This is a genomic window from Nonomuraea sp. NPDC000554 (assembly GCF_040300065.1).
Taxonomy (GTDB): Bacteria; Actinomycetota; Actinomycetes; order Streptosporangiales; family Streptosporangiaceae; genus Nonomuraea.
This window is the reverse complement of the sequence record NZ_JBEPDC010000022.1, coordinates 99,800-118,649: the sequence shown is the minus strand read 5'-3', so window position 1 is coordinate 118,649 and position 18,850 is coordinate 99,800. Positions and strand designations below refer to the sequence as shown.

Here is an 18,850-nt window from a genome sequence, read left to right as displayed (position 1 = left end):
TTACGCGGCTGCGGCTGTGGTGCGGCTGAGAGCAGTGAGGTCGCCTCGAATGACATCGGTATAAGGGATCATGAAGTCACCGTTCGGCATGGCGCTGGTGAAGTGTGCGCCTATTACCCGGGTTGGGAGGTAGGGCGCGGCGGGTCCGTGCCGGTCGGGGTGCCGGCCGTGTCCGGTACGGCTGTCGTCGGCGGTGTAGGTGACCGGGATACCCCATGAAGCTGGTGGGTTATCGCGTCCGAGAATGACCCAGTGGTCGGCGGGGACCTGTGTGGTCAGATCGGGGACACCTCCGGTGTGGCAGTCCAGCGCCGGTAGTACGAAGTGGCGGAGGCTGTGCGGTCGATACCACATGAGCAGTGGGTTGGCCGATCTCGCCTCGGTGTTGTCGAAACAGCACACGATGATCGCGTGTCCGGGATAGCGAGTGGCATAGAAGTCGAACAGTGGTTTGTTGGGCTGGATCCGTCGGTGCTCGGGTACGTGTTCCAGTGCTTGGGGGATCAGGGTGGGGTCGGTGGCCAGTACCACGGTGTAGATGTCATGGTCGAAGATCTGGACGGGCGGTGGTCCTCCGGCCACCGCCACACAGCCCTCTGGCATCGGCCGCCGACCGCGGGTTGGGGGAGCGAGGGCGTCGACCATGTCGCGCAGGACGCGCGGGCAGCTGCGGGTGTCTACGAAGTTCGCCCTGGTCATGCCGGTGGCGGGCACGTGCAAGAGCATTGCGTTCGGTCCGTTCGCCAGGTTGACGGCGGTGTTCTGATAGCCCAGCACGTGGACCCGGCCGTGCTCGGGATGGCTGGCTTGACCCTGATACAGAATCGTGCCCGAGAACCGTGACGCCGCCGTCGACACGCACATCCGATACCCTCCCGAGGTTGAGATCACTTGGATCGTACCGCCTGGCAGCCGACCAAGATCATTTCAAATGATGAGCGCTAGCTGGTGAGGAGCACGCGTTTGCGAAGGAGCGCGAAGCTGGCCCGGCCAAACATTTGGCGTTTGATCATCTTGATGCGGTTGACGTGACCTTCCACTGGGCCGGAGCTCCAGGGCAGGGTGAGACCGGTGGTGACGGCGTCGAGATCCTTCTCCAGGCCGCTGGCGAAGGCGTGAAGAGAGGGCAGCTCATCAGCTTTCACTGCGGCGAGCCAGCCAGGAAGGTCCTGGCCTTGGCGTTGGGTGAGCATGATGGCGAAGGAGCGGCCGTGCTTGAGGAGCGTGGTCAGCTCCGGGCATCGGGCCAGAATGGCCTTGAGCTGGAGGTGGTGGGTTTCCTCTAGTTGTTCGGGGTGGGTGGCGATCCAGCCGGTGACCTTGCGGACCGAAGGCGCCGGTGGTGAGACGGGGCGAGGTGCGCGCATGGGTCGCAGGTAGTTGCTGAGTGCGCCGTAGCTGCCGCGGTAGCCAAGCTCGGTGATCTCCTTCAGCAGGTGGGTGGCGTTGTGCTCGCCTTCTTGCCAGCGCTGGTGCAGGTAGGGCTTGAAGTCGTCGACGGCGCTGGGCTTGTTGGTCCACTGGTCCCAGAGCAGTTCTTCGGGTGTGGCAGCGTGCGCGTAGCGGATCACGGTGTGGTGGCCCATGCCGAGCTGGCGGGCGATGCTCCGGAGGCTGTGCCCGGCCGCCTTCAGTTCGTGGATTCTGGCGTGCTTGGCGCGGGTGCGGTCGGCGAACCGCGTGGAGCCCTTCGGTCGTGGGGGTTGCGGTTGGGCCGCTGGTTCAGGCTCGGGAGCGTCGGTTTGGTGTTCTCGAAGGCAGGAGCGGTGCCGGGCGACTGACCGTTCCACCGCCTGGATGAGGTTGTGCCACAGGTGCCAGCGATCGGCGCATTGGGTCGCCTGGGGGGCGCCTTTGAGGGCGCCTTCGGCATAGGCGCTGGCCCGGTCGCGGCAGATCACTTCTACCTCGGGGTGCTGGCGCAGCCAGTTGGCAAGGGTGTTGGCCTGGCGGTCGAGCAGGACATCGATGGGTCGGTGGGTGGCCATGTCGATCAGGACGGTGCCGTAGTTGTTGCCGCGGCGGGTGGCGAAGTCATCCACGCCCAGCACGGTGACCTGGCCGATCTCGGGATCGGGAAGGGCGTGGATCAGCCGGATCAAGGTGGAGCGGCTGGCCGCCACACCGAGCATGCTCGCCAGTCGCGCACCAGCGCGACCTGCCAAAGCCAGCGCGACGGCTTCCAGCATGGCGCGAAGCAGCGGGGTTCGGCGGGCATGCCGCTGGGTCAGCGCGGGGACCTGCTCGACGAAGGTGCGTACGTCGCAGGAGGGGTTGTCACAGAAGAACCGGCGGACCTCCAAGTCGATCAGAACAGGCTGGCCCGCCGTGGTCAGGTCATGAAGCCGTCGCCGGTAGCGGCTGTGCCGTCGGCCCGAGGGGGTGGCGCATCGCCGGCACGTCGCATCGTCGATTCGGGTTCGAGCCGTGATCAGCACGCCCCCTCGATCTCGCTCGATCGCTTGAATGTGCACCTGGTGCAGATGCGGGAACAGCAGGTTGACACAGCAGGCTTCCTTGCCTGTTGGGGCGTGCTGCACAATAGCCCTCGCGGCCGCTCGTGACGATCGTTATCTTGGGTTCTTGGCTCTTTCTCGCAGGTCAGAGCGAGATGATCTTGTCAGGCATGTAAGGCATGGTGCTGAACCGGGCAGCCATAAGCGCGAGGTTCGCGGCCCTGTCCCGCATGCGCGGTGATCATCAGGAGGTGGTCGGTGTCGGCGCGCGTCCGCCGTTCATCCCTTCTGTATGGGCCCGGAATCCCGAGAGGTGCATCGAGCCGTGTTTCTGAACCCCGCTTGCGGCAGACCGGCGAGGTGCGACGCAGGAGACCGGGGAGGGCGCCGTCCGCGAAGCGGCCATGGTGACAGGGCAACGCCCCCATGACATTGTGACGGCATGTCCCTGGTCTATAGCACCACGCCGGTCCCGCTTCCCCCGCCCCTGCGCTTCCTGACTGAAACCGAAAATAACGAGATGAGTAGCGCCGTCATCCAAGCCGCCCAAGAGTATTCCGTGGATTGGGATGTGGCCAAGCTGATCGTCTACCCCACTCTGAGCGCTATAGGCCTGTTCACGCTGCCGCGGATGATGCTCCCCGACGACTGCTGCCACGCGCTGAAACTGGCATGGGACACCACGCAGTACCTGAACCCGATGATTATCGGGCTGTGGTTCAACTGCGAAAGAGATCGCGGCCACGGCAGCACCAACCACCACGGCGGCCCACTAGCTGATTGGTCTGACGGCGAGCCCGGCACTGTGCCCGACACCAGGACAGCCTGACGCCCTCACGGTGCGCTGCGCAACTCAAGGCCCGGACGGCGATCCGTCGGCCGGGCCCTGAGCGACGCACTGGCAGCACTGCGCCCACTGACGGCCGATGCGGGGGCGCTGCACCTTGGCTGGCTGCGGCCGCCCTCTGGCCGGAGCGGCTTCCGTTCCATCACCAAGGGGGTTGGGGTGCAGGAGGATGATCGTTAACATCGATAGGGTGGAGTGACGTCCAGCCGAGGCTGTGCTGTCAGAACTCCAGCCCTTCAAGCAAAAGGGGTCCGTACTTGGGCTAATTGAAAGGAAGACTGTGGGCGGAGACTATGCATCCGTTGCCGAGCAGTTCATTCCATACTATTACAACACGTTCGATTCAGATCGCCGGGCCCTCGAGGGCCTGTATCGGGATAACTCGGTTCTGACCTTTGAATCCAGTCAGACCGAAGGCGCGGCGGCCATCGCGGAGAAGCTGGCCGGGCTTTCCTTCGTGAACGTCAAGCACGAGGTCCAAACCAAGGACGCGCAGCCCGCGGCAGACGGCGCCATACTCGTTCTGGTGACAGGGGTGATCGAAGCAGACGGTTCCCCCTTTAAATTCGCGCAGACGTTCGTGCTCATGCAGGATGGTGGCTCGTACTACGTCGCTAATGACGTCTTCAAACTGATTTATGGATAGTTAGTTGGTGTGTGACTTCTCCTGCTGGTGAGCTCACTTCCTCCTTAGGGCCCCCGAAGCTGGACCCGCTGCTGCTCGGTGTTGAGCGGGCGGTCGGGCGTCCCACAGCCAGCGCTATCGGGATCCTTGGCTATGCCGACGACGCCATCATCGTCACCGCCGTGCTTGCGCTGGGTCGTCCGCCGCGACGGGTTGCAGGCGGCTCGCTGGGCATCGACGGTGGCTTCGCCGTCCTGGTCAAGGAGACCGGGCTCGACAAGCCGCCCAGCTCGGCCTGGCGCCGCCCTCGTGGTCAGCCTGCCGCCGGTTCGGTGAGCCTGGCTTCGAGGTCGGCGATCATCTGGGTGAGCAGGGTGGTGTTCTCACGCCGGACCGCCTGCGGGCCGACCACCTCGATGCCGGCGACCTTCGTGATGCATTCGTCGGCGGCCTGGGCCATGGTGGCGAACTCCTTGCGGGCGATGGAGCGGGGGTTGGCGGCCTCGAAGGTGGTGGCGCGGTGCATGTCCTTGACCGACGTCATCGCCGCTCGTGCGGCCGACATGGCGTCGCGGGCGCTGAACTCGTCGCCGTGCCCTGAGCGCATGTAACGGGCGACAAAGACCCGGCGCCAGGCAGAGTCGCGCCGGGCGGGATCGGCCGCGCGATTCCTCCGGCGTCGTCCTCACCGAGCGGGAGGACGAGATCGTAGCCCTGGTCGCCCAGGGCAAGACCAACGCCGAGATCGCCTCCGAGCTCTTCCTGTCACCTGGCACCGTCAAGAACCACCTCGCCGCCATCCAACGCAAGATCGATGCTAGGAACCGCGTCGCGGTAGCCGCCTGGGCCTGGGCGACCGGCAGGGCCGCGCCCTGATCAACGGCTCCCCCGGGACACGGCCCGTTCACCATCGCCGGTCCAGGTAAAACCGCTGCCACGGGAACTCGCCCACCTAGCCGTACTGCGGTTCTGACGATGGAGAGCGACGGGCCGGCGATTCACCCCAGCGAGGGAGGTGGCCGCTGCGCGAATCCGGCACGGTTGCAGTGATCTCAGGAGGTTTGATGCGTTCAGGTAAGACATCTGGAGTTGGCCCAGGCCGCTCGGTCCGGGTCCTCGCCTCAGCAGTCGCCACTCTGGCGATCGTCTTCGCTCCGGCGGCACAAAGTGCCGGTGCGGCGACTTCGGCTCCGGCGGTGAGCCCGCGACCGGATTTGCAACGGTCCCTTGACGCGATCGTTGCTGCGGGGGCCCTTGGAGTGCAGGCCGAGGTGATCGATCGCCAAGGCGTGTGGCGCGGCGTCAGTGGCAGCGCCCGGCTTGACAAGCGGCAGCCTGTAACTCAGCAAGGACTGTTCCGTATCGGCAGCACCACCAAGACGTTCACCGCGACCGTCCTGCTCCAGCTCGTCGCGGAAAAGCGAGTTGGTCTGGACGACCCCATCGAGCGGTATCTACCTCGGCTGGTACCGAACGGGAAGAACATCACCGTACGCCAGCTCCTCAACCACACGTCAGGGCTACGCGAGTACCTGCAGGACACCGAGGCGATCCCCATGTCCGGCGTGGACTTCCTCACCAAGGTGCGTTTCACCTCCTTCACCGGCGAGCAACTGGTGAGCCACTCCACCAAGTACGCACCCGACTCCCCGCCCGGGACCCGTTGGTCGTATTCCAACACCAATTACGTTCTGGCGGGGCTCATCATCGCGAAGGTCACCGGGCACTCTTACGAAGAGGAGGTTCAGCGGCGCATCCTGGAGCCGCTGGGGCTCTGGAACACCTATGTTCCCGGAACCCGGACATCGATCCGCGGATCACATGCTCACGGCTACATGCGCGTCACGCAGAATGGGCAGACCCGGTCCGTCGACATCACGCGCCTCAACCCCTCATGGGCCGGCGCGGCGGGGGAGATGATTTCGACCACCGGCGACCTCAACCGCTTCTTCGCGGCGCTGCTCGATGGCAGACTGCTGCCTCCTGCGCAGCTCGCCGCCATGAAGACCACCGTCCCCATGGGCACGGGCTCCAGCGACGGCTTGGGCATCGTCGAGTGGCCGCTTTCGTGCGGAACGAAGGTGTGGGGGAAGGACGGCACTATCCAAGGATTCGAGACCCAGTCGCTGCACTCCAGCGATGGTCGGCGTCACATCAGCATCTCCGTCAACACACCCGAATTCCTGGGTGCCAACCAGCAGAAGATCTGGGCCGCGATTCAGAAGTCGGCGGCTACCGCGTTCTGCGACGCTCCCGGGCAATGAGTAGCCGGCCCGGCCGAACGCCGGCCGCATGACCAGGTTTCCGGCGTCACCAGCAGGAGCACGGCGGCCCTGGCTGACAAGGCGAACCGTGATCTCATGGCCGCTCACGGTAGGCGGTCCATCCTCCGGCCGCCTCCCCGTGACTATTCGGGTTCTTATCGCCGCCGACCAGCAAAGGGTACGCACTGGGTTCCAGATGATTGTGGACGCGCAACCGGACATGGAGGTCGTGGCCGCGGTCTCGGACGGCGCCGAGGCCGTGTCGGAGGCTAGGCGGGTGGCCGCGCGGGTCAGCTCGGCCAGCCGCGGCGCTGCTCGGTGTATGCCAGGCCGCGCACCTGCTGGTGCACTGGCCCGCAGCCCGGCACCCACCCACAGAAGAACTCCGAGCGGTCATCACCGCTGGCGTCAGTCGTCCCAGTCGGATTCGTCCGAGTCCCGCAGTTCCCGCACGCCGGCGGGGCCGCGTACCGAGCTGTCCGGCACCGTGCTGCTGGACGATCCCGACGCCCGGCTGGTGAGCACCGCCTGGGTGGAGCCGTCCGGGCGGGAGGTCGCCGAGCCGTCCGACAGCGGCTGCCCGCGGCGAGTGGACGTGGGGCAGAGCGACAAGAACGCCAGGGCGTGGCAGGCGTGCCTGTTCGGCAAGGGCTACCGGTACGCGGTCTACTACCATCCGCCGTCCAGGCTCTGGCGCTTCCAGTGGACCGAGGCGGGGATCCTGGCGCTCGCGTCGGCGGCCCTCGGCGGCCTGGCCGTGCGCCGCACCCTCCGCCGCCCCGGCTGACAGGCCCGTTCTGTCAGAGCCGGGGAAAGGCTCGGACTGGTCGTCGCACGTGACGATCGCCCGACATGTCAGGACGCGGTGGAAAATGGGCTGTGACGCGTCACGCTGATCGGTACCGTTGGAGCCAGTTCCACGGGCCTTGAGAGGGCGCGGGTCGAACGGTGTCGGTTATCTCTCTGTAAAAGGAACACATCCGGCGTCGCCCCACACATCCGCGCCTTTTCTCGGCTCGTTGAGCTGGTCAGGTCTGGTACTGGCACGGGTCGAAGCCTGTCGGTTATCCACTTTGAATGGGGCGCGCGGGTTCGAGTCCCGTCGCAGGCTTCGGTCTGCGTAGCTCAGCCGGCAGAGCACCAAACGGGCCGGTGGGCGTCCCCACATCCGTGCCGGTTCCAGACCTGATCGTTCGTCAGTCCTGCCGGTGGCACGGGTCGAATCTGGTCGGTTATCTGGCAAATCAGGTTCGAGTCCTGTCGGGTCGCTTGCGGCCTGAACGCCGGTCGGAGCCCCCACATCCGTGCCGCCGGCAGGGCTGACGAGCAAGGGGAGCGGGCATATCCGCCTCCGGGCGGGTCGAACCGAAGGAGCACACATGGCACGCGATCCCCTCGCCGGGGTCTCGATGATCGCGACCCCGCAGACCCGGCGCATCCCGGGGCGTATCGACCAGGTGGAGAACGCCGCCGGCGGTTACGTCTTCGACAAGGACCTGTGGACCAAGCTGGAGGACTTCCTGATCCTCGGCACCACGGGCGGCACCTACTACGTCAGCGAGGACAAGCTGACCGCCGAGAACGCCGGCGTGCTGTTCCAGGCCCTCGCCGCGGACGGCCCTCGCGTCGTCTCCCTGCTGACGGACATCTCGACGGCCCGCCCGCCGCGAGCGCCGAAGCAGCGTCCCGCCCTGTTCGCTCTCGCTGCCGCGTACGCGAAGGGCGACGCGGACACTCGCCAGGCCGCCAAGGCGGCACTCCCGAAGGTGGCTCGCACCACGGACCATCTGGCGCAGTTCTTCGGCTACTACAAGAACCTGGGCGGCAAGGCGACCGGTCGCGGTTCCGCTCCTGTGGTCGGCCGCAGCCTGCGGACCGCTCTCGGGTCGTGGTTCCTGAACGGCGCACCAGATGACGTGGCGTTCAAGGCGTGCAAGGCGGCGCAGCGCAAGACGCCTCAGGGTGAGGCGTTCAGCCTGCGCGACGTGCTCCGCATCTCTCACCCGTCCGCCGACTCCGACCAGCGCAGGACGCTGTTCGGGTGGATCGCCGGGAACGTCTCCGACGACGAGGCGCGCGACGAGCTGCCCGCCGTCGACCGGTTCCTGACCGCGAAGGCCGTCACCACCGCTGAGGAGGCGGTGCGCGTCGTCTCCGAGGCGCGGGTGCCGTGGGAGTTCCTCCCGGACGCCATGCTGCGTGAGCCGTCCGTATGGGATGCCCTCGTGGACACCGTCGGGATGACAGCGCTCATCCGAAACCTCGCCCGGATGACGCGAATCGGGACGCTCAAGCCCATGGGTGAGGCCACCGCGCGTGCTGTCGCACGGCTCACCGACCGCGACGCGCTGCTCAAGGCCCGTATCCACCCGGTGGACGCCTGGCTCGCCATGCGCGTCTACGCCTCGGGCCGCTCCCAGCCGAACCCGCGCGCCGACGTGCAGACGTGGCAGCCGGTCCCGGCCATCCTGGACGCGCTGGAGGAGACGTACGAGCTGTCGTTCGGCAACGTCGAGCCCTCGGGCAAGCGGCTCCTGGTCGCGGTGGACTCCTCCGGGTCGATGTCCGGCCACTGGGGCAGCGGCGGTGTGATGGTGGGCGGGTCACCGATCGGCTCCCCGTACGAGGTCGGCTGCGCCATGGCCGTCATGCTGGCCCGCATCGAGAAGGGCAACGTGCACGTCATCGACGTGGACACGTCCGTCCACGCGTCGAAGGTGACGCCGCGCACCAACCTGCGCGAGATCGCCTCCTGGCAGCCGTCCGGAGGCGGCACCGACCTGTCGCTGCCGTTCACCTGGGCGGCCCGCAAGCAGGTCAACGTCGATGGGATCGTCGTGTTCACCGACAACGAGACGTGGGCCGGACGCTCCCACCCGACGCAGGCGCTCACCGCCTACCGCCGGCGGGTCAACCCGGACGCCCGCGTCGTCGTCGCCGCGATGACCGCAGCGGGCTACACGATCGGCGACCAGAACGACGCCGGCGTGCTCAACGTGGCCGGTCTGGACGCGTCGCTGCCGCTCATCGTGCAGGGGTTCGTCCGCTGACCTGCGAAAATCCGCCTATCTTGCCCTGTGGTCAATGGCCGTCGCACTGATCACGGAGACTTGTGCCCTGACCTGGAGGGGCGCATTCGAGGGGTCGTCGCAACACAGGTGATCATTTGCTAGCGGCAGTCAGCATAGCGGGATGGGTCACCGGTGGGTGTCCTTCCGAGTCCGGCCGGTCCGCTCCGGGAAGGACGCCCGCCACGCCGACAGTGCTTTCGTCAGAGATTGCAGGATCTCTAGCTGTACCTGCCAGAAGATGTCAGGTACAGCTGGCAGCGTGGGCCGCACACCTCACAACAGGAGCTGGCTGGATGAGCGGCATCGAAGAGACCCTGGTAGAACTCGAGCAGCGGATGCTGGACGCTGACGCTGCCTATGACGAGAGGTTTTTCGAGGAGTACTGCGCCGACGACTTCGTAGCCATAGGACATTTCGGAATCGTGTCCAGGCAGCAGGTTCTCGACATGTACGTCAAGGGAAGCGGGAACCCGGACCGGTGCAACCGAGCACACGATGTTGTGGTCAAGCCGCTCGGCGACGCAGGAGCCGTGGTCGCCTACAAACTGACAAGCACTATCGGCGATGAGACGTCTTCATGGCATGCGTCGACCGTCTACCGCCGGACCTCCGAGGGCTGGCGCGTCGTCCTCCTCCACCAGACGCCCATGTAGGGCGTGGCCTGTAACTCCGGGTTCTGCCCAATCTTGCTGGGCTTAGGTCGAGGCCGGCGCGCGTCGGCACGGGCCTGCGCCGCGTGCGGCCGGTACCGGCCATTGGTGGGGTGCCGATTGCGTCGCACCTCCCGGCTGATGGTCGAGGGCGCACGACCGATCTCGCGGATCGACGCCCTCTCCCGCACCCGGTCGGCAATGTAGATGCGCTCGTCTTCCCTCAGGAGGCGGGACACGCCAGAAGGGGGCCCCGCCGGCTGATGGCTGTCGTTGGACGGCTGCGGGGGCATCGGCATGGTGCGTATCAGCGACGAGTATCGCTGAGCCGTCCTCCAGCTGGCCTCCAGGAGCCGGATGAGGGCATCGGCGGGTGGGCCTTCCGCACGCTCGGTGTGATCATCGCCGCCGCCGCTCCGGTGCGCGGCGGACGGCATGCCATCAGGTGCCGACCTCGAAGACGACGTCGTAGAAGTCGCCGCGGTAGATGGAGCGTCCCCATTCGACCACGGTGCCGAGCCGGTCCCAGGCCTGCCTGTCCACCAGGAAGGAGGGCAGGGCCGGCGCGGCGCCGAGCAGGCTCGCCTCATCCTCGCCCAGCGCGATGGCGGAGACCCGGTGCACGGCGCGCTCGACCTGAACGTTCCAGCGCTCGCTCAGCGTGGCGTACAACGACATGTCATCGCGAAGCACGCGCGTCAGGTCGGGGAAGCGCCGCGCGGACAGGTAGGTCTGCTCGATGGCGATCGGCGTGCCGTCCGCCGAACGAAGCCTGCGCAGCTCGATGACGCGTCCTCCCGCGTCGATGCGGAGCCGCTCGGCGAGCGCGGCGCCCGCCCTGTGGGTGCGCGCCGACAGGATGTGGGCCGCCGGCCGCTTCCCCCGGGCCCGCATCTCCTCGCTGAAGGAGGCCATGGTGGTGCCCTGCTGCAACTTCGGCTCGGCGACGAACGTGCCCGACCCGCTGGAGCGCCGGATCAGCCCCAGCATGACCAGCTCAGAGACCTTCTGCCTGACCGTTCCCCGGGCCACCTGGTAGCGCTCGGCGATCGACCGCTCTGATGGCAGCAGTGCGCCCGGCTGCAGGGCGCGCACCATGAGTTCCAGGATCTCCCTGATCTGGTCGCCCTTGTTTCGATCTGCTTCGAGCGACGCCGGCAACGCGAGATCGTGGAAGCTGTCATGAGGCGTGCGCGCCATGGCCCGACTCTAGCCCCAGCTGGTCAAGTCCCGGCCGGTCAGCGGAAGTCGGTGATGCGGAGCACCGCCATCATGTCCGCCGCCCGCGAAGCGGTGGTCGAGAAGGAGGCTTCGACGCCGACCCACCCCCGGAATGCGCCCTTGTCATCGATGATCTGCATGAGCGGTTTGACGTGGGAGTTGCCGGTGTAGCAGAACTCGCCGCGCTCCATCGCCAGGCAGGTGCACCAGTGCCACAGCGTGTCGCGGCGGTCGGAGTTGGAGATCGTCGTGAGGTAGTACTGGATGGAGCTCACGTTGGAGCGCGTTCCGCCGCCGTACTTGGGGCAGCCGCCGGACTTCTGGCACGCGCCGCGGGAGGACGGCTGTAGATAGGTCAGGCACGAGGTGGTGGTGGCGCAGGCGCGGAAGGCGGAGTGGCCGAACGGCTGGCCGCTGGAGGGGATGAGCTTGCCGCCGGCCCAGCTCGTCAGGTCCTGCCTGAGCGAGCCGGGGAACGCCTTCACCGAGCTCATCGCGCGTCGGGTGCCGAGCGCGGCGTTGCTGCCGTAGCCGTACCCGTGAGTGGCCAGCGTGCTGTGCTTGAGGTCCAGACGGGCCAGCTTGCCGTCGGGGGAGGGGCGCACATACCACTGCTCCGTCCACGTCTGGGCGATCTTCCAGCGGATGCTCACCACGTTTCCGGACACGGTGTAGGTCCCGGTGCGGCTCTCGTCGGGAGCGCCGGTGAAGCCTGCGGCGGTGAGCACCTCGCAGGTACGGGGGCGCGATGCGGAACCGCCCGCCTTGGTGGTGCAGCCCGAGTCGGGGACGGTGCCGGTGCGCTGCCTGGCCTCGGGGTGACGCTGCCACCACAGGTACAGGGCCGCGGTGACCGTGCCGTCGGGGGCGAAGCGGTAGCTGCCCAGGCGTACCCAGTTCTGTTGGGAGGCGGCCTCGAGATGGCCTTGCGAGACGACATAGGTGGCTTTCCCGCCCGGTAGGGCGGCAACCGAGGCGTCAGCCGGCCGGGAAGGCGCGACGGTGAGGGCGAGAAGAAGGGAGAGGACTGCCGCTGCCGCGATGGAAGGGACGATACGCATAGAGAGACTCCGGATGGCTTACGGACTACGCCGATTTTCCACGGGCCACCGTATCCGGTCTATACCGGATACGTCTCCGAAACGGGCGTCCGGCCTGAACGCCGCCCAGCACGGCTACACGCGGTTGCGCAGCTCCGGCTTTCGAAGCTTTCCCGAACCCGTTCTCGGCAGGTCGTCCACCACGTCGACATAGCGGGGGATCTTGTACCTCGCCAGCCGCCCGAGGAGGAAGTCGCGTAGCTCGTCGCCGGTGACGTCCGCACCCGGGCGGCGCACGACGAACGCGCGGCCGACCTCCCCCCACTTCGCGTCCGGCACCCCGATCACGGCGACCTCGGCGACGGCGGGGTGCTCGGACATCACCTTCTCGACCTCGGCCGGGTAGACGTTCTCCCCGCCGGAGATGTACATGTCCTTGACCCTGTCGACGATGTACAGGTGGCCCTCCTCGTCGAGGGTGGCGACGTCGCCGGAGTGGAACCAGCCGCCCTCGGAGAAGGCCGCGGCGGTCGCCTCCGGGTTCCGCCAGTACCCCGGGGTCACGTTGGGCCCCTTGATGAGCACCTCGCCCGGCTCGCCGACCGCCACATCGGTGAGATCGTGCCGGACCACACGCACACTGGCGAAGAACACGGGGACGCCGGCGGAGCCGACCTTGCGGGTGCTCTCGCTCGCCTCGAGGAAGGTCGCTCCTGGCGCGGTCTCGGTGAGCCCGTAGCCCTGGCAGAACACCAGGCCGCGGTCCTGGTAGGTGCGGATCAGCGAGGCCGGGACCGCCGCGCCACCGGACATGAGGTGGCGCAGCGAGGACAGGTCGGCGGCGGCCCACCGCGGCGACCGGGCCAGCGCCGCGAACATGGTGGCGACCCCGAACATCCAGGTGATGCGGTGCTTGTCGATGAGGTCGTAGCACTCGTCCACGTTCCACGACGGCATGATCACCGAGCGGCCGCCCTTGATGAACGTCGGCAGCAGCGTCTGGTCGAGGGCCGCGACGTGGAAGAGCGGGGCGCTGATCAGCGTCACCTCGTCGCTTGCCACGTCGACGCCGATGATGACGTTGAAGGTGTTCCAGATGAGGTTGCCGTGGGTGAGCGTCGCGCCCTTGGGACGTCCCGTCGTGCCCGAGGTGTAGAGGATGAGGGCGACGTCGTCGAGGGCCACCGGCACGTCGATCGGCGCGGGATCGCCCTGCGACAGCCACGTCTCGTACGCCCGCTCCCCGGCCGCGGGGGACGTGAGCGCCACGATCGTGAGCGGCACCGACGGGTCCGGGAGCGCGCGGACCGTCTCGGCGCACTGCGGCCCGTAGATCAGGACCGTCGCGCCGGACTGCTCCAGCATGTACGCGATCTCGGGCGCGGCCAGCCTGAAGTTCAGCGGGACGAAGATCCCGCCGAGCAGGTGCGTGGCGAACATCGTCTCCGCGAACGCGGCGTGGTTGGGGCCGAGGTAGGCCACCCGGTCCCCGTCCCGCACCCCCGCGTCACGCAGCCGCGAGGCGAGCCTGGTGGTGCGCTCGTGAATGTCGGCGTAGGTGAGGGTCCGGTCGCCGAAGACGAACGCCGTGCGGTTCGGCGTCATCTGGGCCCGGCGAGCCGGCCACCCTCCTACTCCAGCGTTCTGCATCGATGTACGACCTCCGGTCAGGAAGCAGCGGGCTTCGGGCGGACGGTGGGGCTTTCGGCCGGTGCGGGCACGGCGTCCGGGGGCCGGTCGCCGCCGCATCGCTGGTCAGGCGTAGTGCCGGTAGAGCGCCTGAGCGACGCAGGCGGGCTTGCCGGAGCCGTCGGCCTCGACGGTGAGGTCGAGCAGCATCTGCACGCCGTTCCCGGCCACCTCGGTCACCGAGACGACCGTGGCGGCGAGGCGGATCCTGCCGCCCACCTTGACCGGGCTGGGGAAGCGCACCTTCTCCAGGCCGTAGTTCACGCTCATCGTCACGCCCTGGATGTCGAGCAGCTCGTTGAAGAGCGGGATGACCAGCGACAGGGTCAGGTAGCCGTGGGCGATCGTGCCCCCGAACGGCCCGTCCTTCGCCTTCTCCGCGTCGAGGTGGATCCACTGGTGGTCGTCGGTGGCGTCGGCGAAGGTGTTCACCCTGTCCTGGGTGATCTCAAGCCAGCCGCTGTGGCCGAGGTCCCTGCCGGTGAGCGCCTTGATCTCCTCGAGCCCGTGCACGGTGACGGTCATCGCCGGGTTCTCCTCTCTCGTCTGCCGGTGCGCGTTCATTCGTCGCCGAGCCCGAGCAGGCTTACGGCGTTGTCCTTGAGGATCTTGGGTCGGACCTCCGGCTTGATCTCCAGCTTGTCGAAGTCCGAGAGCCAACGGTCGGGGGTGATCACCGGATAGTCGGAGCCGAAGAGCACCTTGTCCTTCAGCAGCGTGTTCGCGTACCGCACGAGCTGCGGCGGGAAGTACTTCGGCGACCATCCGGACAGGTCGATGAAGACGTACGGCTTGTGCGTGGCGACGGCGAGGGCCTCGTCCTGCCATGGGAATGACGGGTGCGCCAGGATGATCCGCAGTTGGGGGAAGTCCACGGCGACGTCGTCGACCAGCATCGGGTTGGCGTACTTCAGCCGGATGCCGCCTCCGCCGGCGACTCCTGCGCCGATGCCGGTCTGGCCGGTGTGGAACAGCGCGGGGACACCGAGCTCCTCGATGACCTCGTAGAGCGGATAGGCCGTCCGGTCGTTGGGCGCGATGCCCTGGAGGCTCGGGTGGAACTTGAAGCCGCGCACGCCGTGCTCCTCGACAAGCCGGCGCGCCTCGCGGGCGCCCGCCCTGCCCTTCCAGGGGTCCACGCTGGCGAACGGGATCAGCACGTCGGCGTGCTCGGCGCAGCTTTCGGCCACCTCCTCGTTGGAGATGCGCGGGTGGCCGGTGGCGTGCTCGGCGTCGACGGTGAACACCACCGCGGCCATCTTCCGCTCGCGGTAGTAGCCGGCCATCTCCGCGATGGTCGGCCTGCGGTGGCCGTGCGCCTTGAAGTACTCCTCGGAGGCGCCGAACAGCTCAGGGCTCAGGGAGCCGTGCCCGTCCCTGGCGACCTCCGCGTGCGTGTGGACGTCGATCGCGACCAGTTCGGCGACGTTCATGACCCGGTCCGTCATCTCAGGCCTCCGGAACCACGGGTGCGGGGATCCCGTACGTCTCCGGTTCGGCCCCGACGCCCGCCTGCCAGGACTCGGCGATGGCGTCGGGCGTCCAGCCGCCGTCGGCGTACGCGATGGCCTTCTCGCTCGGGTGGGACCAGAGCGCGAGCCGGTCGCCGCCGACGCCGATGGCCTGCCCGGTGACGCCCGCGGACGCGTCCGAGGCGAGGAAGACGACGAGGCCGGCTACGTCCTCGACCGTGCCCAGGCCCTCGTCCTTGCGCAGCCACTGCGGGAACGGCGTCCCGGTGCGCTCCGCCTCCTCCAGGATCGGGGCGAAGACGGGGATCGTCTTGGTCATCTCGGTCGCCGCCACCGGCACCACGGCGTTCACGGTGACGCCCGCCCTGGCCAGCTCCATCGCCCAGGTGCGGGCCATGGCGACGATGCCCGCCTTCGCGGCGGCGTAGTTGGTCTGGCCGAAGTTCCCGCGCTGACCGGCCGGTGAGGAGATCAGGATCAGGCGGCCGCCCGTCCCTTGCTCGCGGAGGCGGACCGCCGCCGCGCGGGCGCAGGTGAACGTGCCGCGCAGGTGCACGTCGATCACCGCGTCGAAGTCCTCGTCGGACATCTTCCACAGGACCCGGTCCCGCAGAATGCCCGCGTTGGTGACCATCACGTCGAGCCGGCCGAACTCGTTGACGGCTGTGGCGACCAGCCGGTCGGCGAGCTCGGAGCCGCCGACCGGGCCGACGGCGACGGCGGCCCGGCCGCCGCTCTGGGTGATGGCGTCGGCGACCTGTCCGGCCGCCTCGGCGTTCACGTCGTTCACGACCACGGCCGCGCCGGCTGCGGCCGTGGCCTCGGCGTACGCGCGCCCGAGGCCACGGCCCGCACCCGTGACGATGGCGACCTTGCCGGACAGATCCATGGGCTTCACCTCTCGATGCGCGGAACGGCGACGCGGTCAACATAGGGCGCTTATGTGACGTCCGTCAAAGTTTTGCCTAATATCGCTGACCCGTCTACCCTCTTCCTGTGACGCTCAGCGAAGGAGATGACCAGGCGCACGCGCCGTCCGCGCGCCCGCAGTCGCTGATGTTCAGCTTTCTCGGCATCTACGTGCTCGGGCGCGACACCGCCGTCTACTCGGGAAGCGTCATCGACGTCTTCGCCCGCCTGGGCCTGTCCGAGGAGGCGGTGCGCTCGACCCTGACCCGCATGGTCAAGCGGAACCTGCTGGCGCGGCACCGCCAGGGGCGGAAGATGTACTTCGGCCTCACCGAGCACGCGGCGGAGGTGCTCGAGGACGGGCGCAGGCGCGTCTGGGAGACCGGTGCGGTGAACCGCGACCGGGACGGCACCTGGACGCTGGTGGGGTTCTCGCTCCCCGACAGTCAGCGCAGCACGCGGCACGACCTCCGCTCGCAGCTCATCTGGGCCGGATTCGGCCCGCTGCAAAGCGGACTGTGGATCGCGCCTGGCGTGAAGGACGCCACCGGGATCCTCGCCCCGCTGGAGCTCGGCGACCACGTCACCGTGCTGACGGCGCGGGCGTTGGAGCCGACCGAGTCGGCGGACCTCGTCAGGAAGGCGTTCGACACCGAGGAGATCGCCGGGCGATACCGCGCGTTCCTCGACCGGTGGGACACCCCCCACCCGTTGCCGTCGGCGCCCGATGACCTCGCCCGGCAGCTGTTCCTGCACACCGACTGGCTCCAGCTCGTCCGCCAGGACCCGCACCTGCCGGCCGAGCTCCTGCCCGGCGACTGGCCGGCGCTCCGGGCCGAGCAGGTCTTCCACTCGCTGGCCCGGACGTACGAACCGAGCGCCAAGAAGCTGGCGGACGCCGTTCTGGACGAGCTGCGCCTCCGGCCGTGACGCTGGCGCGGCGCAGCCGGACGACGGGTCGTCAGAAAGCCGGATCGGTGTGCACCCGATCACCTTCGACGTAGGTGGCCAGCACCGAGGTGTCGGCGATCGCGCCGGCCGGGATCGCGTAGGGGTCGCGGTCGGTGACCACCAGGTCGGCGAACTTGCCCTTCTCGATCGTGCCGGTCCGGGTGTCCAGGTGGTTCACCCGCGCCGTGCCGATCGTGTAGGCGGCCAGCGCGCCCGTCAGGTCCAGACGTTGTTCCGGCAGGAACACCTCCGGGCTCTCGCCCGCGATCGCACGGTTGACCGCGACATGGATGCCCAGGAACGGGTCGGGGCTGCTGACCGGCCAGTCGCTGCCCGCCGCGAGCGAAGCGCCGGTGCGGGCCAGGTCCCCGAACGGGTACTGCCAGCCTGCCCGTTCCGGGCCGAGGAACGGAATGGTCAGCTCGTCCATCTGCGGCTCGTGCGCCGCCCACAGCGGCTGGATGTTGGCGGTGATGTCGAGGGCGGCGAACCGCGGCACGTCGTCCGGGTGGACCACCTGGAGGTGGGCGATGTGGTGGCGATGGTCGTTCGGTCCGTTGGCGGCCCGCGCGGCCTCGAACGCGTCAAGGGCTTCGCGGGCCGCGCGGTCCCCGACGGCGTGCACGTGCACCTGGAAGCCTTCGGCGTCCAGGCGGGTGACGTACGTACGCAGCTTGTCCGGATCGACGAAGCTGATCCCCTGATTGCCGGTCCCGCACCCGCAGCCGTCCAGGTAGGGGGACGTCATCGCGGCGGTGAAGTTCTCCGCGACCCCGTCCTGCATGATCTTGATGCTGGTGGCGCGGAACCGGCCCGCTCCGCCTCTGCGCGCGAGCAACTCGGGGATCTGCTCCTCGCCCCTTTCGCGGTCCCACCAGAGCGCTCCGACCACCCGGGCGGTGAGCAGCCCGGACTCGGCCGCGGTCAGGTAGGCCTGCTGCACCTTGGGATTGACCATCGCGTCCTGCCAGGCGGTCACGCCGACCGAGTGCAGCCGCCGCTGGCCGGCCTGGAGGCCGCGCAGCATGGCGTCCTCGGTCGGCTCGGGGAGGTGCCGGGCGACCAGGCCCGACGCGCCTTCGTGCAGCGTTCCCTGCGGGTGGCCGTCGGTCTCCCTCTCGATGCGCCCGTCGATCGGGTCCGGGGTGCTCGCGTCGATGCCGCACAGCCGCAGCGCCCTGGTGTTGACCCAGGCCCCGTGGCCGTCCCGGTTGATCAGGTGGACGGGCCGGTCGGGGACCACCGCGTCCAGCAGGTGCCGGCTGGGCGTTCCCCCCGGGAACCATTCCATCGACCAGCCGCCTCCGCTGATCCATTCGGCCTCGGGGTTCGCCTCGGCGTAAGCGCGGACGGCGGCGACGGCCTCGTCGGCGTCGTCGGTGCCGTGCAGATCGCACTGGATCATGGTGAGGCCGGCCAGGACCGGATGGACGTGGGCGTCCTGGAACCCGGGGAGCAGGGCTCGACCGGCCAGGTCGACGACCTCGGTGGCGGTGCCGATCAACGATCGGACGTCCGAGTCCTCGCCGACGGCGACGATCAGGCCGTTGCGGACGGCGACCGCCGTGGCCGTGGTGCGGGCCGGTCCGAGCGTGTGCACCGGACCGCCGCGGAAGACGAGATCGGCGGGGGTGGTCATGCGGATTCTCCTTGAG

18 protein-coding genes, 1 tRNA gene and 1 pseudogene are annotated in these 18,850 nt (G+C 68.3%); 9 read left to right on the top strand and 11 right to left on the bottom strand.

Annotated features, from left to right (window positions below; translation table 11 throughout):
- Both ABT294_RS34790 and ABT294_RS34785 read right to left on the bottom strand, forming a co-directional pair.
- Positions 1 to 864: a hypothetical protein gene (locus ABT294_RS34790; protein WP_350810569.1), complete on the bottom strand. Its 864-nt coding sequence runs from the start codon at positions 862 to 864 to the stop codon at positions 1 to 3.
- Positions 865 to 941: 77 nt separating this feature from the next.
- Complete coding sequence (locus tag ABT294_RS34785) at positions 942 to 2,540, bottom strand: ISL3 family transposase (protein ID WP_350810568.1); 1,599 nt, start codon at positions 2,538 to 2,540, stop codon at positions 942 to 944.
- A 358-nt stretch (positions 2,541 to 2,898) separates the two neighbouring features.
- Here ABT294_RS34785 and ABT294_RS34780 point away from each other — a divergent pair, with 358 nt between their 5' ends.
- Both ABT294_RS34780 and ABT294_RS34775 read left to right on the top strand, forming a co-directional pair.
- Positions 2,899 to 3,285 (top strand): hypothetical protein, encoded by a 387-nt coding sequence (locus ABT294_RS34780; protein ID WP_350810567.1) that lies wholly within the window; start codon positions 2,899 to 2,901, stop codon positions 3,283 to 3,285.
- A 298-nt stretch (positions 3,286 to 3,583) separates the two neighbouring features.
- Positions 3,584 to 3,949, top strand: a complete 366-nt coding sequence (locus ABT294_RS34775; RefSeq protein ID WP_350810566.1) for a nuclear transport factor 2 family protein — start codon at positions 3,584 to 3,586, stop codon at positions 3,947 to 3,949.
- Positions 3,950 to 4,241: 292 nt separating this feature from the next.
- Here the strand turns inward: ABT294_RS34775 and ABT294_RS34770 are convergent, their stop codons facing one another.
- Positions 4,242 to 4,535: a hypothetical protein gene (locus ABT294_RS34770; RefSeq protein WP_350810565.1), complete on the bottom strand. Its 294-nt coding sequence runs from the start codon at positions 4,533 to 4,535 to the stop codon at positions 4,242 to 4,244.
- Between ABT294_RS34770 and ABT294_RS34765 the strand changes: the two genes are divergently transcribed.
- The 6 genes from ABT294_RS34765 to ABT294_RS34740 all read left to right on the top strand — a co-directional run bounded on the left by ABT294_RS34765 (position 4,526) and on the right by ABT294_RS34740 (position 9,916).
- Positions 4,526 to 4,804 (top strand): response regulator transcription factor, encoded by a 279-nt coding sequence (locus ABT294_RS34765; protein WP_350810624.1) that lies wholly within the window; start codon positions 4,526 to 4,528, stop codon positions 4,802 to 4,804. The genes ABT294_RS34770 and ABT294_RS34765 overlap by 10 nt on opposite strands.
- A 188-nt stretch (positions 4,805 to 4,992) precedes the next feature.
- Positions 4,993 to 6,192: a serine hydrolase domain-containing protein gene (locus ABT294_RS34760; protein WP_350810564.1), complete on the top strand. Its 1,200-nt coding sequence runs from the start codon at positions 4,993 to 4,995 to the stop codon at positions 6,190 to 6,192.
- 487 nt (positions 6,193 to 6,679) lie between these two features.
- Positions 6,680 to 6,979, top strand: a complete 300-nt coding sequence (locus ABT294_RS34755) for a hypothetical protein (RefSeq protein WP_350810563.1) — start codon at positions 6,680 to 6,682, stop codon at positions 6,977 to 6,979.
- A gap of 265 nt (positions 6,980 to 7,244) precedes the next feature.
- A tRNA-Ser gene (locus ABT294_RS34750) sits at positions 7,245 to 7,306 on the top strand.
- A 265-nt stretch (positions 7,307 to 7,571) separates the two neighbouring features.
- Positions 7,572 to 9,242 carry a TROVE domain-containing protein gene (locus tag ABT294_RS34745; protein ID WP_350810562.1) on the top strand — a complete coding sequence of 557 codons (1,671 nt, stop codon included), beginning with the start codon at positions 7,572 to 7,574 and terminating at the stop codon, positions 9,240 to 9,242.
- Positions 9,243 to 9,556: 314 nt separating this feature from the next.
- A complete protein-coding gene (locus ABT294_RS34740; RefSeq protein ID WP_350810561.1) occupies positions 9,557 to 9,916 on the top strand; it encodes a DUF4440 domain-containing protein in 360 nt (119 codons plus the stop codon).
- Positions 9,917 to 9,924: 8 nt separating this feature from the next.
- Here ABT294_RS34740 and ABT294_RS34735 read toward each other — a convergent pair.
- From ABT294_RS34735 to ABT294_RS34705, 7 genes and pseudogenes are all read right to left on the bottom strand, one after another.
- Positions 9,925 to 10,161: pseudogene (locus tag ABT294_RS34735) on the bottom strand (helix-turn-helix domain-containing protein); the annotation flags it as partial.
- A gap of 193 nt (positions 10,162 to 10,354) precedes the next feature.
- The gene (locus tag ABT294_RS34730; RefSeq protein ID WP_350810560.1) at positions 10,355 to 11,113 is read right to left on the bottom strand and encodes a GntR family transcriptional regulator; all 759 of its coding nucleotides are present in this window, start codon (positions 11,111 to 11,113) and stop codon (positions 10,355 to 10,357) included.
- A gap of 38 nt (positions 11,114 to 11,151) precedes the next feature.
- The gene (locus tag ABT294_RS34725; RefSeq protein ID WP_350810559.1) at positions 11,152 to 12,195 is read right to left on the bottom strand and encodes a hypothetical protein; all 1,044 of its coding nucleotides are present in this window, start codon (positions 12,193 to 12,195) and stop codon (positions 11,152 to 11,154) included.
- A gap of 114 nt (positions 12,196 to 12,309) precedes the next feature.
- Positions 12,310 to 13,779: an acyl-CoA synthetase gene (locus ABT294_RS34720; protein ID WP_350810558.1), complete on the bottom strand. Its 1,470-nt coding sequence runs from the start codon at positions 13,777 to 13,779 to the stop codon at positions 12,310 to 12,312.
- Positions 13,780 to 13,929: 150 nt separating this feature from the next.
- Complete coding sequence (locus tag ABT294_RS34715; RefSeq protein WP_350810557.1) at positions 13,930 to 14,388, bottom strand: MaoC family dehydratase; 459 nt, start codon at positions 14,386 to 14,388, stop codon at positions 13,930 to 13,932.
- A gap of 35 nt (positions 14,389 to 14,423) precedes the next feature.
- Positions 14,424 to 15,296 carry an amidohydrolase family protein gene (locus tag ABT294_RS34710; protein ID WP_350810623.1) on the bottom strand — a complete coding sequence of 291 codons (873 nt, stop codon included), beginning with the start codon at positions 15,294 to 15,296 and terminating at the stop codon, positions 14,424 to 14,426.
- Positions 15,297 to 15,312: 16 nt separating this feature from the next.
- Positions 15,313 to 16,224, bottom strand: coding sequence for an SDR family oxidoreductase (locus tag ABT294_RS34705; protein WP_350810556.1), 912 nt, complete (start codon positions 16,222 to 16,224; stop codon positions 15,313 to 15,315).
- Positions 16,225 to 16,331: 107 nt separating this feature from the next.
- On the opposite strand from ABT294_RS34705, the gene ABT294_RS34700 reads away from it, so the two are divergent.
- The gene (locus ABT294_RS34700; protein WP_350810555.1) at positions 16,332 to 17,174 is read left to right on the top strand and encodes a PaaX family transcriptional regulator; all 843 of its coding nucleotides are present in this window, start codon (positions 16,332 to 16,334) and stop codon (positions 17,172 to 17,174) included.
- Positions 17,175 to 17,205: 31 nt separating this feature from the next.
- On the opposite strand, the gene ABT294_RS34695 is transcribed toward ABT294_RS34700, so the two are convergent.
- Positions 17,206 to 18,834, bottom strand: a complete 1,629-nt coding sequence (locus ABT294_RS34695) for an amidohydrolase (RefSeq protein ID WP_350810554.1) — start codon at positions 18,832 to 18,834, stop codon at positions 17,206 to 17,208.
- Between the last annotated feature and the right edge of the window lie 16 nt (positions 18,835 to 18,850).